Below are 15,291 nucleotides of genomic sequence, written 5' to 3'. Positions count from 1 at the left end.
CCCTCCTCTATTGTATGTATGTTTCCATATTATAACATCGACTAGGAATAATGGTCTAGTATTAAAGATGGAAGATCCTTATTTCATAGTTAGAGAGTTGTGGTACTGCCAGAAATACAAGAGTGATTCATTAACTGTGCCAATAGAACTACCAGAGTGGGGAGGATGATTAATGTGCGGGCTAGAAGGGGCCGGGAAGACATTTGAAGACGCTATGGACGAGGATTAACGTAATGAGGGATAGTCATCCCCGTCCTGCTTGTCTCTGCTTCAAAATATAAGTTATGCAAATTCAGGTTGAACCATCAAATTCACTTCGCTTTGAGGTATTGTTCGATGAAATGGAGTGCCTGCTCTTTATGTTCCGCACCATCGCGTACCCCCAGAATGAGTCCCGTATGGGTAAGCTGAAGCTTGGCCGCAAGCGGGCTATTCGAGACATCAATACCGTAAATATGTTCAGCCGGATCGTCTAACTGCTTAGCCTTAAGTGCCTGAGATTCCTTTAGCCATGGCTTCAGTCTGCTCTTCGCTTCGTTATCCAGATTCATAAGAGCGTTACTATTGGAGATCCATGTATAGGCTTCTTTGTCCATAAGGAAGAGGTCCGGTCGTTCCGTGCCGATCTGCAGCAGCGCTTTCTGCTGCATGGCCATAGTGGCCTGTCCGAGACTCTGCTTAGGCAGATAGGAGAGCAGGGCGGTCACTCTTTTCCACTCAGGAAAAGGAGCCTTCAGTGATTCTTCTAACGCCGATGTATCTCCCTCAGCACCTGTTGAGGAGAAGTCTCCAAGTACCATCACTGACAAATCAACCGGAGGCAGCTTGGCGAGCCGCTCCTGCTCCGCTCTATGGTTCAGATAAGCATTAAGTCCGACTATTACTGCAATAAGGGCAATCAGACCGGCGAGAACTCTGCCTTTATACAGACGGAAGAAATCATCAATTTTCTCGGCGGGGCCAGCAAAACCTTTATATTTCGCATACTTCTGTCTGGTTAGCTCTTCGAACTTCTGCCTGTCCTGTGTACCCGTAATATTCCGGTACGCCTTGGCAATCGGCTCGAACTCTTCAGAGGGCTTGGAGCGGTACTGCCTGACAAGAATATCGAACCGCTTCTCCACTTCCTCCCGGGCTGCATTGTCCGGCAAACCAAGCACGTCATAAGAGTGCTTCAAATCAGAATCGTTATTCATATCATGTGAATTCCCCTCTATATGTGATCAAAATGTGATCAAAAGTTCCGCAATCTCAATTATAAGGTGTGGAGGATGGAATTGAAAATGCACTCATTCCCCCGCTCCTGTCATCAAGGATGCATTCTTCAACCATAGAGGGGATTTCGGAAACAGGATTAGATCATGTCTCTTGTTCGAAAATTTGACGTGCGGTGCTTACCGCATTAAGTACCTTGGGGAATCCTGTATATGGATAGCACTGCAGAAGGGCTTCGATCACTTCCTGCCGGGTTAGCCCTACTCGGAGAGATGCATGAATATGTACGCGCAGCTGCGGCTCGCACCCTCCCTGGGCGGTTAAGGCTGCCAGAGTAATGAGCTGTCTCTGACTGGCACTGAGAGGGGATCTACTGTAAATTTCACCAAAAGCAAAGTCGGTAATCTGATCAGCAAGCACAGGAGCAATACCTGCAAGGGATTCAATTACCTGCTCTCCATGTTCTCCGTCAATCTCTTGAAGCTTCTTAAGGCCCGCAGCGCGGAGAGCTTCTTCATTCTTCAGTTCATCTCGAACAGTGAAGTGAATCTCGTGGTCCTCGAATACCTGTTTGACGATAGTGATTGCATTTAGCGCGCGGGGGAAGCCGCTGAACGGGATCGTATGAGTGATTACCTCGATAATCTCTTCTGGCGCAAGCCCCACCTTCAGGCCGAACTGAACATGCCATCTCAGCTGGCTAGGGCAATCTCCAAGTGAGGTAAGCGCAGCGATTGTAATCATTTCACGTTGAGTGAAGGACAAGAGAGGATTCACAAACACTTGTCCGAAAAATTCAACAATATACCTGCTGATATGCGGGGATATTTCCTGTAAATGATCCAATACACCTGTGATGCCGTCTTGATGTATATTCATCAGCAGTTGTTCGCCTTTCTTATATGCAATCGTCATTTAGAATCCTCCTCAAGTGGGTAGTCTTCTTCCCATTGTTTGTAGATCTTAATTTTGTCCCCGATCGCTTCCAGATGGTCCTGAAGAGCGTCAATCTGATTCTTGATGGATTCCTGGTGAGCCTCGAGCAGTTGCCTCCTTTCCCTGGCAGTGGATGGGCCTTGTCTTCTGAGATGTGCGGCCTGCTGCATTTGCCGGATTGACATCCCGGTTGTCCGAAGGCGAAGCAGGAAGCGTATCCAGTCCAAATCGCCTGATGAATACTGCCGGCGCCCATTAGTTCCCCTTGCGATCGGATGGATGAGCCCATTCTTCTCATAGTAACGAAGGGTATAGGTGCTGATGCCGGTCAACTGGGAAATGCTTTGTATACTTAAATGTTGTTGTTCCATAACGTCATTCTACAACTTAGAGCGCGCTCTAAGTCAACAAAATGAGCTAAAAAGCAGACAAAGAGCAGCACACCGGGCCCTGACATATATGAACAAGAGACTGTTCGTATATGTCTGCTCCAGGATGCTGCTCTTAAGTTATTACTGACGAATGATCACACGTGTGCCAACAGGAACCAGAGGGGATAGAGCAATCACATCCTCATTATGCATTCGAATGCAGCCATGGGACACATACCGTCCGATGGAGGAAGGATCATTAGTTCCGTGAATACCATAATGGGGCTTCGATAATCCCATCCACAGCGCGCCGAAGGGTCCTCCAGGATTTACCTGTTTGTTAATAATTGTGTATTCACCCGTGGGCGTCTGGGTTAGCATAGTGCCAACGCCTACGGGAAAAGCCCGGGTGACCGTATTGCCGTCCAGCAAATACAGCTGCCGGTCCGACAGATCCACAATAATCCGATACTGCGGCACTTTCATCCACTCCCATACCTCTTCGTATCAGTACTCAGTGTATGAGAGTGAGTAACTAGTGGTGATTGTCGGTATCTTCAAATTCCTTAGGAGAGAAGTGTTGAGCAGGTGTTCCAAGCCACTTGAACATCCGTCTTACCGCTTCCAGATGAGTATTCTCAGGGAAATGATGTCCGTAACCCTGGTAAGTATGGAGCTCGGCAGGTAAGCCGAGCTCCATAAGCCGCTCATACATCTTCCATCCATGACTGTAATCAACCTGTTCATCCCGGGTCCCATGAATGATAAGAACAGGGCAGGGAATATGTTCGGCCAGCATAATGGGGGAACGGGAAGCGAAGGCCTCCGGCTGTCTGACCGGGGTTCCGCCGAGTACACGCTTCAGCATTCGCCGAAGGGTAATCCGCTCTTCGTAGGTCTGGGCAAGATCGGATACCCCGCTCCAGATCACAAGCCTGTGCACATCCCGCATCACGGTAGCAGTCTGGGTTGCATTGATCGATCCCCGTGAGAATCCCATCAGAGAGATTTGTGATTTGTCCACAAAAGGGAGGCTTTGGAGCAGCCGGTAAGCGGAGTTAACATCCTCTTGGTCCGCACCGCCAAACTCATCACGACCTTCTCCGCCCTCATTCCCCCGGTAACAGGGGGCAAATACCACCGTATCATGTCTTGCGAACTGCTCTATCCAGGAAGTCTTCACACTTCCGACCTTACCCATGCCGCCTCTGCAGTAGATGAGAACAGGCCAAGCCCTGGAAGTAATACTGCGGTTGCTGCGAATAAGAGATTCAGCAATTCTCTCTGCCTGAAGAGACGGCTTCCCGTAGAACCCGGTGATCCAGGAATTCAATTCGCTTAGGGATATATCGAACCCTTCGGGCAGACACAGGTACCCTTTAACCCTATTTCCGTCTGATAGATAAGTGATCTTGAATATTGTCATGGCGAAGATTATTTGGGACTAATCATGTTCTCAGGTCTGACATACTGATCGAACTGTTCTTCGGTCAATAAGCCAGTCTGCAGGGCAGCTTCCTTCAATGTAAGGTTCATCTTATGGGCCAGCTTGGCGATCTTGGCTGCATTCTCATATCCAATGTGTGGATTGAGAGCGGTCACCAGCATCAGAGAATTCTTCAGATTATGCTCAAGCTTCTCATAATTGGGTTCAATTCCAACCGCACAATTGTCATTGAACGCAATGAGTGAGTCAGCCAGAAGTCTGGTGGACTGAAGGAAGTTATATATAATTACCGGCTTAAACACATTAAGCTCGAAATTCCCTTGGCTGGCTGCGAAACCGATCGTTACATCGTTGCCAAATACCTGCGCTGCCACCATGGTGATGGCTTCACACTGGGTTGGATTAACCTTGCCCGGCATGATCGAGCTGCCTGGTTCATTCTCAGGAATCGTAATTTCACCGATCCCGCTGCGCGGTCCACTGGCCAGCCAGCGTATATCGTTAGCAATCTTCATCACATCTGCGGCGAGTGCTTTGATAGCTCCGTGGGTATAGGCCACCTGGTCGTGACTCGTAAGAGCATGGAATTTGTTCGCGGCGGATGTAAATGACTTGCCCGTTGAAGCGCTGATCTCCTGGGCAGATCTGTCGCCAAATTCAGGATGCGCATTGATTCCAGTGCCTACTGCGGTTCCGCCTATGGCAAGCTCCTTCATATACTGCACACTTTCGGTGATCATCCGGCGGCTCTTCTCCAGCATATGCTGCCATCCGCTAATCTCTTGTCCAAGAGTTAGAGGTGTTGCATCCTGAAGGTGAGTGCGGCCGATCTTGATTACATCCTTGAATTGTTCGGATTTCTGCTTGAAGGTCTCTTCCAGCTTAAGGATTGCTGGCAGCAATTGATCCTCCACGGCAATAACCCCGGCGATATGTAAGGCTGTAGGGAATGTGTCATTAGAGCTTTGGGACATATTCACATCGTCATTAGGGTGCAGGCGTTCCGCAGCCCCTTGTTCCTCAAGCAGCTGATTGCCGCGGTGGGCGATGACTTCATTGACGTTCATGTTGGATTGGGTTCCGCTTCCGGTCTGCCATACAACCAGAGGGAATTCATCGTCCCAGCGGCCAGCCTCGATCTCGTCTGCGGCTGTGGCGATGGCTTGGGCTTTAACTTCAGAGAGCTTTCCGAGCTTCTGGTTAGTCAAGGCCGCGCTTCTCTTTAAGATCGCAAAAGCTTGGATGACCTCTATTGGCATATGCTCAATCCCGATCGGGAAGTTCTCTCTGCTCCGCTGGGTCTGTGCTCCCCACAGCTTGTCCGCGGGAACCTTGATCTCGCCCATCGTGTCTCTCTCAATACGGTAATCCATTGTTATTAATCCCTCCAAATCGATGTAGTTATTTGAAATTATATCATCTTGTCCTGGATACGGACAGCGTTTACATCATGGAAGGACGTAAGGGACTATGGCAGCTTGAATGGTTTCTTGTAGATCGGATACAGCCACTTAACTCCGCTCGGGGTAAGTGTATCAGCTATAAGATGAGACAGGTAGCCCAGTGTGGCGGCGGTCATCATTCCCGGGAGCTGTAGCTGCTGCTCCAAGCCCTGTCCGATCAGGCCCCACGCGATCACCGCCCATACCGTGTGTGTCATCCCCCGGTGCTTAAGCCATGGAGCGATAGCAATGAAGACACCCAGTCCGAGCAGCCATGGCATCTGCCATAGAAGTGCGGCGTAGATGAATCCCCCGCCGATACCGCTGATCAGTGTATTGCGGAGCATCCCTTCGCTGGTTAGCAGCCCCAGCATGAAGAGAGCCAGAGAGGCCGCTGTGTATTCCGGATAGAACACGCCCAGAGAGAAGTATTGATAGATGAGTATAGAGGTGGCTATGAAGCCTGACCATAGAAGGAAATTTCTCAATGACCTGGATAACTTGCTAATCTTAGAACTAAGCATGCTCGGACCATCAAGGTCGGCACTCAGCGCAGAGAAGGCGGATACAGCCAAGTATAGGCTGGTGCTCTTCGGGGAGAACGGATATTGAGCAGCCGTAACTGCCCCGATGGCAATACCAATCGCCAGATGTGTGGTTCCTTTCATTTCTTCCTCCTGCCTGACAATATTTGATGTGTCATGCAAACATATGTTTGCTATCTTATTATACATGGACAGGTAGGGAGGAACAAGCCGGATTCGCGATTAAGAGTCTGTATACGCTAACCTCCAAAGAATCTGGTAAAATGACAAGAGATCCATAAATTTACGCTGCTGCACATATGAAGGGAGAGTTCTTTTTAGATGGCTGAAGTTAAAGCTTATGAGGGGGATTACCAAGGCGAGCCGGCGATCTGGCTTAAAGCAGGTCCATACGAGGCCGCGCTGGTGCCAGGAGTTGGAGGGAACCTGATTGCATTCCGCGATCATGAGAACGGTTACCGTTTCCTGCGCGAGCCGGGTGAGGATGAGATGGATGTCTTTAGAGAAGGCCCGGGTACATATGGAATTCCAATCCTATTCCCGCCGAACCGGTATGAGGACGGACATTTTCCGTGGAACGGCAGGACACTTGAGTTGCCAATCAATGAGCCGGCTACCGGCAATCATTTACACGGCTTCCTGCATACAATTCCTTGGGAAGTTGAACAATTCGGGCAGACTGAACTGGAGAGCTTTGTTACGGTAAAAGTAAGCATTAATCCAGACCATTCCGTGTATAAGCTCTTTCCGTTTGAATTCACGGTGAAAATGCGCTACACCCTTGGACAGGATGGATTGTCCCAACAGGTGAGTGTGAAGAATGATGGAGAAGAACCGCTACCTTGTCTGATCGCATTCCATACGGCGATCAATGCTCCGTTCGTTCCGGGTGGGAACGCACAGGATTACCAGGCTGAGATTACAATTGGTCAGCGTTGGGAGCTGAATGAACGCATGCTGCCAACAGGGGAGTATCAGCCGCTGACTTCGGACGAAGAGAAGCTTAAAGCGGGCGGCGTGAATCCGTTCTTCGCCTCCATGGACAACCATTATACGGCTGTGCCGCGTAACGGAAGGAACCGGGCGGAACTCACGGATACGAAGCATGGTGTAACGCTTGTCTATGATGTGGGGACTTCTTATAAACAGTGGATGGTATGGAATAACGGGGCGACAGAAGGCTTTTTCTGCCCAGAACCCCAGATGAACCTGGTCAATGCGCCTAAATTGGATCTGCCAGCCGATGAGATCGGGCTGATCAGTCTGGCCAAGGGTGAGATTTGGGAAGAATCTGCCCGGATCTATATTAAAAAATAAAATAAACGTAGGGCAGGCGGTTGATCATCGCTTGCTCTACGTTTTTTTGTGATTCGGGTCATTAATCAGATTCGCCAGCTCATTAAGCTCCTGCGTGGATACCATTCCTTTGTAAGGCTCAAGTTCAATGTGAACATGATCATTACTGTATCGCGGAATGATATGAAAATGGATATGCTCCACATCCTGATCAGCATACGGCCCGTTGCTTTGGATGACTTCATAATCTGAACACAAGTTACTGTTAACGAGCATGTTACAGGCTTTAATTAGTGTCCTGAACAGGTCGGCCTGGATCTCTTCCGAGCCCAGCAGGTGTAAGTAGGGGATGTGATTTTTGGGTATAACAAGCAAATGTCCTAAAGTAGCAGGATAAATATCAAAGAACGCCAGCGAGTACTCCGTTTCCATTAGAATTGCAGCCTCTCTGTTATGGACAATTTCGCAAAAAATACAGTCCGCCATATTTACTCCTTTTAAAAGTCGGTAGAGAAGATAAGAATATTACTTTTCTCTACCGACTTTTTATTAACTGTGAATATATATATTAGATGGATTTTTATACACAGTTAGGTCATCAATGTTGTTTTCCATTAAAGCAAGTCTGCGATCTTTACAAGGGTCACACGTTCCGCATTGTATCACACTGTTACTTGCACAACTCCAAGTTTCTTCAATCTTCAACCCTAAGTCAATTGCTAATCTAAATACTTCAGCCTTGGTTTTATTCAATAATGGTGCCTTAATTTTAAATTCTCTGCCTAACTCAATTGATATAGCCTTTGACATTGTTTCAAAAAATCCTATGTTATTTTCTCTATATACTGCATCATCTTTATGAACAGCATAAAAGAGTTCATCTGCTCCTATATCTGCGGCATATGATGATGCCAAAGAAAGGGCAATACCAGCACCAAAATTTTTAATTGGCTCTCTCGGATTAGCAGTTTTTCTTAAAATATGAATAGGATCTGGTATATCAAAAAAACCGTACAATTGTTTCATAGGATTTACGAAATCAACGAAACGATGAGTTTTACTAACTTTGTTCGCAATAACTTGTGCGTAACGTTGCTCAGCTTCTCCTTCTTGTTCTCCAAAATTAAAAGTAATAGTGTGCAACTCATAATCTTGACTTTTAAGCAGATAAGCAAGAGTACTCGAATCTGGACCGCCTGATAACATTAATACAGCTTTTTTCAATTTTCCATCCTCCTAGTAAAATATTAAATACATTACACATTTTACAATAAATAGGAAATTTCAAGCTGGATTGATATACTTATCTCAGGGTTCAGAACAAGGCGATTTATCTGGTCCGAATTACCGAGGTTATCGAACAAGCTGAAAACCGTCTCTCCACATGCGAAGGACGGCTTTCTTCATTTGCCAGCTTAGATGGCGATATGGTTCAGCTTGATGACCATGCGCCGTACTAGTTCCTGAGTTCTGCGTGATACGGGAATGCACTTGTCACCCGAAATTTTATCTTTGAAGTAGATTGCCTGGTTCTCAATATGCGTGATTTTGTCCAGGTTGACATAGAAGTTAGAGGTCAGACGAAAGAAGGAAGAGTCGGATAAGAGCGTGGCTTTCTCCTCGGAAGACATTCTCTTCTTTATGGTATAGTTCCTTCCGTGGAAGCTGATCAGACCATAATCTCCTACTTTGAAATAGTACGCGTCCAGCTTGGGATTGAATTCCTCATACACATTTCGTGACGGTGCTGCACTGTTTATTTGCAACATCCAGGTCCCCCCTTAAAAGATCATCGGAAGCGTTATCATCGTATCACAAAATAATTCCTCCGTGTACAGTTTTCCTCACATTTTTCACAATTTTTTTTGGGCAATTTGTATACTGACTTGTGCAAACGATTTAACTCCAAGAAGAGCCCCACGGCTATAACCGGGGGCTCATCGAAGGTCTTGTTATGCTTGCTGTGATGGGACAGTCAGATGGTGTGGAAGCTCAATGCTAACTTCCTTGCGTTCCTGAGAGGAACGAAGTACTCCGTCAATAATGGCCTGCTGGATTAAAATCTCTTCTCCCGGAATTGGAGCTGGACGGCCATCTCTGACTGCCTCGGCAAAGTCACGTACCTTCTCGTCGAACAGATTGATATCATCGTCCTTGAGAAGAATATCTCTTGATAAATGACCCATGTTATCGTCTTGGAACAGCTGCATGGAGCCTACCTTGCCCTGCCATACACCTGACCATGGCCCAATGCCTTGGGGCCTTACTTTCAAGCCCCCATCGGTACCGAGGAACATCGTCGGCCCCAGAGTATCCATGTGCATGGCCCAAGATATTTTGAATTGAAGCACCATATCATTCTCGAACCGGATCATGGCAACGCCGAAGTCCTCCACTTCAAACTTGTCAGCTTCCGGATGATACCGTTTGTTAGTTCCAAAGTGATTGGTGGTGAAGGCAGATACCGTCAGCGGTCTGGGATGATTCAGTGTATTCAGTACCAAATCCAGGGAGTAGCAGCCAACATCGGCCATGGCGCCCGCTCCTGCCAGCTTCTTGTTGATGAATGTACCGCCCGGCATTCCCCGCCGCCGCCCTCCACCTGTCTCGACATAATAGATCTGGCCGAGCTCTCCGGAGCTAACAATATCCTTGAGCAGCTTCATGTTGGGATCGTACCTTGGCTGGAATCCGATGGAGAGCATGCCTCCCGTCTGCTTGGACACATTTACCATATCAATTGCTTCGGCAAGCGTGACTGACATTGGCTTCTCGAGCAGGACCTGCTTGCCTGCCCTTAATGCATCTATAGAGATCTGATGGTGGGATACGTTCGGTGTGCAAATGCTCACCGCGTCCAATTCGGTTATCTTAAGCATTTCCTTGTAATCGGTAAACGCGCGGGTGTCTTTGAGATTATACTTCTCCGCGAACTGTTCGGCCCGGCCCGGTGTAATATCCGCAATGGCTATAATCTCGACAAACGGCAGCTTGCGGTAGGCTTTGGCATGAGCACCGGCAATTCCTCCACCACCGATGATTCCAACTCTAATGTTCTTCATCTTATGTCACTCCCTGAACTATATAATTAAGCGGATGGATATTATTGGTACTTCTGAGGTGAAGAGGGGTATTGACTTAAGGATACCTTATCATAACTAAAGTGTGTGTTTCATCCCTGAGCGGCAGGTGTATGCTAATAAATATATTTAACCACCTGGCGAGCGTGGTGATTCTGAAGAATAGGAGGGCTAATACATGGATGAGCAGCTTCGTTGGGGAATTATGGGCTGCGCGGGGATTGCCCGTGACTGCATCATGCCCGCTATAATGAATTCCACTAATGGGACAATCGAAGCGGTGGCTAGCCGCGGAGTCGAGAAGAGCCGTGCTCTGGCAGATCAATTCGGGGTGCAGAAGGCTTATGGCAGCTATGAGGAGCTACTGCAAGACAGCTCTGTGGATGCGGTGTACATCCCGCTGCCCAATCACCTCCATAAGGAATGGACCATTAAGGCGTCCCAGGCGGGCAAGCATGTGCTGTGTGAGAAGCCGTTCTCGCTGGATGCATGGGAAGCGGAGCTAATGATCAAAGCATGCTCGGATGCGGGCGTGCTGCTTGCAGAGGCGATGATGTACAGACATCATCCTGTTCTAAGACGCGCCCAGCAGCTGGTAGCCGGTGGCGGTATCGGAGAGCTGCGTCTGATCAGAGCCTCCTTCACTTATAACAATCCGGATCAGGCAGATAATATCCGCTTCAGATCGGCTTGGGGCGGAGGCGCCATCTATGATGTTGGCGGTTACCCACTCAGCGCGGCAAGATTCTTCACGGGCATGGAGCCTGAAGCGGTAACTGTGAATTCCTTCTTCTCCGGCGGGCATGACGGGGTGGACATGATGTCCTCGGGGCTTGTGGAATTTGCGGGCGGGTTGGCTATGACTTTCGACTGCGGCATGTGGGCCGAAGAGCGGCGCTGTCTTGAAATTGTCGGGTCCGAGGGCAGGATCGAGATCCCTCATGCCTTCTCCGGTAAGGAGCAATCGGGGTATTATCTGTTCTCCAGAGGGGAACTGCAGGAATACAGAGAGACTGAGATTAATGCATATGTACGTCAGATCGAAGATTTCGGAAAGGCGGCCTTCGGCCATATGCCGCAGCTATTCCTCCCGGAGGACGCTCTCCGCAACATGAAGCTGCTGGATGCCTGCCGGCTCTCGGCGGCAGAACGCAGAAGAGTGGAGCTCAGATAGACGCGGGAGTACCGATATTGACTCTGACCTGATTCCAAGCCTGATACGTCAGGCTTTTTCGCGCTGATTTCGAACTTTTTGAGACAACCTCCAACTTTAGAGGCTCAACTTATCCCAGCACAAGCGAAACCGCTCTTTCCCGTTCAGTACAGCTCTGCTATGTGGCCCGGGCTGGACTTTTGCATGAAATTGAGAAACAATATGATTACTAGGAAATGATCACTGTCGTTGTACAAATGACGGTTACATAAGGGAGGAATACAGATTGTCTACATCTACTAATCGATTGATGCTGTTCATAGGATCCTACGCCGAAGCGGAAGGTCCTGGTGTCTATGTATACGAGCTGCAGACAGACACAGGGGAACTTAGACAGCTGGACCAGGTGTCCGGCCTGAAGAATCCAACTTTCCTGAATGTGGATGAACAGAATCAGAGACTCTATGCCCTTACGGAAGCTGCTGTAAATGGGGGCAAGGGGGGCGCTGCTGCTTCCTACCAAATTGATATCTCTACCGGCAAGCTTCGTGAACTAAGCCGGGAAGTCAATCTGGAGAGCACAACCTGTCATATTAACCGGGACGCAGACAACAAATACCTGGTTGTATCCAGCTATCATGGAGGAACTGTCGGGCTTGTTGCACTGAACGGGGACGGAACGATTGGAGAACTTGTGGATACGAAGCAGCATACGGGACATGGAGCAGACCCGGAACGGCAGGACAAGCCGCACGTGCACTCAGCCTTCTTTAGTCCGGATGGCCGCTTCCTGTTCGTGTCCGATCTCGGAATTGATATTGTCCGCGCGTACACAATTAACGAGGCAAATCGTACACTTGAGTTTCATGCAGATACCCATTTGCCACCAGGGTCAGGTCCTCGTCATCTGGCTTTCCATCCGAGCGCCAAGTATGTCTATGTGATCAATGAAGTGAACTCTACGATTGCAGCGTTCAGCTATAATCAGGAAGAGGGCAGGCTCACTGCGCTGGAAGTCGTCCCTACACTTCCAGAAGATTTCCAGGGCGAGAATACGACGGCTGAAATCACTGTATCCCAGGATGGAAGATACCTGTACGGGTCCAACCGGGGACATGACAGCATTGTTGTCTATTCGATTAATCAGGACAGCGGCACGCTTACCTATGTGGAACATGTATCTACTGAAGGCGGCCATCCAAGACACTTTGCCCTGACCCCAGACGGGAGTCTGTTAATTGCAGCTAACCGGGATTCCAATAACCTGGCTGTGTTCCGTGTGAATAAGGAGACAGGGCAGCTGACCTTCACCGGTCAGACAGCTAAGGTATCCAAGCCGGTCTGCGTGAAGCCGGTCCAGTTCAGTTAAGACAACTGACGGGTAGACGAAGAAGGCAGCCCATGCGGGCTGCCTTCTTCATTGATTATCATCCGCCGGTAACAGCCAGGGTACCCCGGGCGATGCCAGACTCTTATTTCTCGTTCATATAACGGGCAATTTCAGACTGGGTAGCCTGAAGAAGCGGGTATTCAAGATTAAGACTTTCCAGTGTCTGCACGAGAATCCGCAGGACCAGATAGTTCCGGAACCATTTCTGGTTGGCAGGAATCCAGTACCAAGGGACCTGATTCGTGCTTGTGGATGCGAAGACTTCTTCATAGGCCTGCTGGTACTCATTCCAGTATTCACGCTCCAGCAGATCTGTCGGATCGAATTTCCAGAACTTCCGGGGCTCTTTCATGCGTTCATGAATTTTCTGCAGCTGCTTGTCCTTTGAGATGTGCAGGAAAATCTTGATGATCTTCGTCCCTTCACTCGTAAGCATGTCCTCGAAATGCTGAATATGCTTGAGCCGCTGCTTCAACGCTTCCTCTGTTCCTGTCTTATGTGCCCAGGGGACGAGGACGTCCTCGTACTGGGAACGATTGAAGGCGGCTATGTAGCCTTTGGCTGGTGCATGCTGGTGAACCCTCCACAGGAAATCGTGAGAGACCTCCTCGGCGGTAGGCTTCTTGAAGCTGGTTACACTGAACCCCTGCGGGTTCACACCAGAGAAGACGTGCTTGATGGTGCCGTCCTTGCCGCTAGTGTCCATGCCCTGCAGAATAATAAGGACCGAGTGCTTTTTCTCTGCATAAAGTATGTCCTGAAGCTCGCTCAGCCTTTTGCGGAGACCTTGAGTCTCAGCCTCGGCCTCTTCCTTGCTTTTGAAGGTGCCCGTGTCCATCGGATCAGCGTTTTTTAGTGAAAAATTATCATCAGGCTTGATCATGTACTTTTTGAGATCCATGCTTATCACTCCTTACTGATACGTATAAACAGGCATTTCCATTCATAAACATTTCTCAGGGGTTACATAAAAATAACTTTTTCATATAAAATAGTGTTACTATTACGGATTTTGTCCGTATTGTTATAAGTAGAGCTTGCTTTCTTGATTCAATGGATTTTTGTGGTCTATGATGGATAGGAGATTTATACAAAAAGATGGGGGAAAAGGAGCCATAGCTGAATGACTTTTTTTAAGGAGCTGTTTCAAGTTCCGGGAATCCGGAGATTTTTTGCGCTTGTGTTTCTGATCGTTGTACTGTACTTGTTCCGAAGTATGCTGAATCTAATTCTAATCACATTTATTTTCACTTACCTGATCAATCGGCTCCATAAATTTATCATTAAGAGCACGGAGAAGACGGTCCGGCTTAACAAGACCTTCACGGTCGCTTCCATCTATGTGGTCATCCTCTCATTAATGGGATACGTCATTTACAAATATTCACCTGTTCTGGTCAAAGAGGTTAACGAGCTTGTGAATCAGGTGATTTCCTTCTACAATAAGCCCCCAGTTGATCTTCCAAGCAATGTTATTGTGGACTATCTCATGGATTCGCTTAAGAAGATTGACCTGGCGAGTTATGTAGACAAAGGTTTGGACTTTATACTGAAGACGGTTACGGATATCGGGAAATGGAGCCTTAATCTGTTCATAGCCCTGATTCTGAGCTTGTTCTTCTTGCTGGAGAAGGAGAAGGTTGTCCGCTTCACCTCCAAATTCAAGGAGAGCAAGGCTGCTTACTTCTTCAATGAGCTTCAATATTTCGGCAAGAAGTTTGTTCACTCTTTCGGAAAAATTATCGAAGTGCAATTCCTGATTTCATTAACCAATGCCATTCTCTCCACTGCGTTTCTATGGATTCTCGGATTCCCGAATCTGATTGCGCTCGGAGTGATGATCTTCCTGCTTGGTCTGGTTCCCGTGCTGGGCGTATTCGTATCCCTCATTCCGCTGTGTGCGATTGCCTTCAAGATCGGCGGTATAACGAAGATCATCTATGTACTGGTCATGATAGTGGTACTGCATGCTATAGAGGCGTATATTCTAAATCCCAAATTCATGTCCTCCAAGACGCATTTGCCGATATTTTATACCTTTACGATTCTGCTCGTCTCCGAACACTTCTTTGGGGTATGGGGCCTCATCGTAGGTGTGCCTGTATTCATGTTCTTCCTGGATATACTGGAGGTCCCGGTAGGCGTCGGGGTACAACCTGCGCTGCAGGCCGCGGTCCCGGTAATTGAGGAAGAGAAGCCTAAATCCCAGCATCCTCCGTTAGATTAAGCCTGCCTCATAGATAAGACCCGGTCAGAGCGGTGCAGCCGTAATGACCGGGTCTTATTTATCCCGAAATGTATGTCATTGAAATCCGCTTCTTGTTTTCAGTACAATGGACTGCAAGACAATAGGGGACTGCAAGATAACAGGGACTGCAAGACATCAGGGAACGATAGATCAGCCCTCCGATTTTCG

16 protein-coding genes are annotated in these 15,291 nt (G+C 48.2%); 4 read left to right on the top strand and 12 right to left on the bottom strand.

What is annotated here, in order from left to right; genetic code table 11:
* Nucleotides 1-311: 311 nt before the first annotated feature.
* From LDO05_RS12605 to LDO05_RS12570, 7 genes are all read right to left on the bottom strand, one after another.
* A complete protein-coding gene (locus tag LDO05_RS12605; protein WP_251375734.1) occupies nt 312-1,196 on the bottom strand; it encodes a molecular chaperone DnaJ in 885 nt (294 codons plus the stop codon).
* A 163-nt stretch (nt 1,197-1,359) separates the two neighbouring features.
* Nucleotides 1,360-2,130 carry a carboxymuconolactone decarboxylase family protein gene (locus tag LDO05_RS18930; RefSeq protein WP_346657576.1) on the bottom strand — a complete coding sequence of 257 codons (771 nt, stop codon included), beginning with the start codon at nt 2,128-2,130 and terminating at the stop codon, nt 1,360-1,362.
* The gene (locus tag LDO05_RS12590; RefSeq protein WP_251375733.1) at nt 2,127-2,522 is read right to left on the bottom strand and encodes a MerR family transcriptional regulator; all 396 of its coding nucleotides are present in this window, start codon (nt 2,520-2,522) and stop codon (nt 2,127-2,129) included. The genes LDO05_RS18930 and LDO05_RS12590 overlap by 4 nt, the downstream gene beginning before the upstream one ends.
* Nucleotides 2,523-2,663: 141 nt before the next feature.
* Nucleotides 2,664-3,002 carry a L,D-transpeptidase gene (locus LDO05_RS12585; protein WP_251378716.1) on the bottom strand — a complete coding sequence of 113 codons (339 nt, stop codon included), beginning with the start codon at nt 3,000-3,002 and terminating at the stop codon, nt 2,664-2,666.
* Between the two features lie 55 nt (nt 3,003-3,057).
* Nucleotides 3,058-3,948, bottom strand: coding sequence for an alpha/beta hydrolase family protein (locus LDO05_RS12580; RefSeq protein WP_251375732.1), 891 nt, complete (start codon nt 3,946-3,948; stop codon nt 3,058-3,060).
* An 8-nt stretch (nt 3,949-3,956) separates the two neighbouring features.
* The gene (gene fumC, locus LDO05_RS12575; protein WP_251375731.1) at nt 3,957-5,342 is read right to left on the bottom strand and encodes a class II fumarate hydratase; all 1,386 of its coding nucleotides are present in this window, start codon (nt 5,340-5,342) and stop codon (nt 3,957-3,959) included.
* 95 nt (nt 5,343-5,437) lie between these two features.
* Nucleotides 5,438-6,079: a metal-dependent hydrolase gene (locus tag LDO05_RS12570; RefSeq protein WP_251375730.1), complete on the bottom strand. Its 642-nt coding sequence runs from the start codon at nt 6,077-6,079 to the stop codon at nt 5,438-5,440.
* Between the two features lie 198 nt (nt 6,080-6,277).
* Here LDO05_RS12570 and LDO05_RS12565 point away from each other — a divergent pair, with 198 nt between their 5' ends.
* Complete coding sequence (locus tag LDO05_RS12565; RefSeq protein WP_251375729.1) at nt 6,278-7,273, top strand: aldose 1-epimerase; 996 nt, start codon at nt 6,278-6,280, stop codon at nt 7,271-7,273.
* A 36-nt stretch (nt 7,274-7,309) separates the two neighbouring features.
* Here LDO05_RS12565 and LDO05_RS12560 read toward each other — a convergent pair whose 3' ends face one another.
* The 4 genes from LDO05_RS12560 to LDO05_RS12545 form a co-directional block, all read right to left on the bottom strand.
* Nucleotides 7,310-7,738 carry an HIT family protein gene (locus tag LDO05_RS12560; protein WP_346657575.1) on the bottom strand — a complete coding sequence of 143 codons (429 nt, stop codon included), beginning with the start codon at nt 7,736-7,738 and terminating at the stop codon, nt 7,310-7,312.
* Between the two features lie 63 nt (nt 7,739-7,801).
* Nucleotides 7,802-8,476, bottom strand: coding sequence for a 7-cyano-7-deazaguanine synthase (locus tag LDO05_RS12555; protein ID WP_251375727.1), 675 nt, complete (start codon nt 8,474-8,476; stop codon nt 7,802-7,804).
* Nucleotides 8,477-8,667: 191 nt separating this feature from the next.
* On the bottom strand, nt 8,668-9,021 hold the full coding sequence (locus tag LDO05_RS12550) for a LytTR family DNA-binding domain-containing protein (protein ID WP_251375726.1): 354 nt from the start codon (nt 9,019-9,021) through the stop codon (nt 8,668-8,670).
* 183 nt (nt 9,022-9,204) lie between these two features.
* Nucleotides 9,205-10,314: a Gfo/Idh/MocA family protein gene (locus LDO05_RS12545; protein WP_251375725.1), complete on the bottom strand. Its 1,110-nt coding sequence runs from the start codon at nt 10,312-10,314 to the stop codon at nt 9,205-9,207.
* Between the two features lie 196 nt (nt 10,315-10,510).
* Here LDO05_RS12545 and LDO05_RS12540 point away from each other — a divergent pair, with 196 nt between their 5' ends.
* Together LDO05_RS12540 and LDO05_RS12535 are read left to right on the top strand one after the other, a co-directional pair.
* Nucleotides 10,511-11,506 carry a Gfo/Idh/MocA family protein gene (locus LDO05_RS12540; protein ID WP_251375724.1) on the top strand — a complete coding sequence of 332 codons (996 nt, stop codon included), beginning with the start codon at nt 10,511-10,513 and terminating at the stop codon, nt 11,504-11,506.
* Nucleotides 11,507-11,795: 289 nt separating this feature from the next.
* Nucleotides 11,796-12,854, top strand: coding sequence for a lactonase family protein (locus tag LDO05_RS12535; RefSeq protein ID WP_251378715.1), 1,059 nt, complete (start codon nt 11,796-11,798; stop codon nt 12,852-12,854).
* A 103-nt stretch (nt 12,855-12,957) separates the two neighbouring features.
* Here the strand turns inward: LDO05_RS12535 and LDO05_RS12530 are convergent, their stop codons facing one another.
* Nucleotides 12,958-13,776 (bottom strand): PPK2 family polyphosphate kinase, encoded by an 819-nt coding sequence (locus LDO05_RS12530; protein ID WP_251375723.1) that lies wholly within the window; start codon nt 13,774-13,776, stop codon nt 12,958-12,960.
* A gap of 222 nt (nt 13,777-13,998) precedes the next feature.
* Between LDO05_RS12530 and LDO05_RS12525 the strand changes: the two genes are divergently transcribed.
* Nucleotides 13,999-15,102, top strand: a complete 1,104-nt coding sequence (locus LDO05_RS12525) for an AI-2E family transporter (RefSeq protein ID WP_251375722.1) — start codon at nt 13,999-14,001, stop codon at nt 15,100-15,102.
* The last annotated feature ends 189 nt before the right edge of the window (nt 15,103-15,291 follow it).

This window comes from Paenibacillus sp. YPG26, assembly GCF_023704175.1.
Classification (GTDB): domain Bacteria; phylum Bacillota; class Bacilli; order Paenibacillales; family Paenibacillaceae; genus Fontibacillus.
This window is presented reverse-complemented; position numbering and strand designations above follow the sequence as displayed.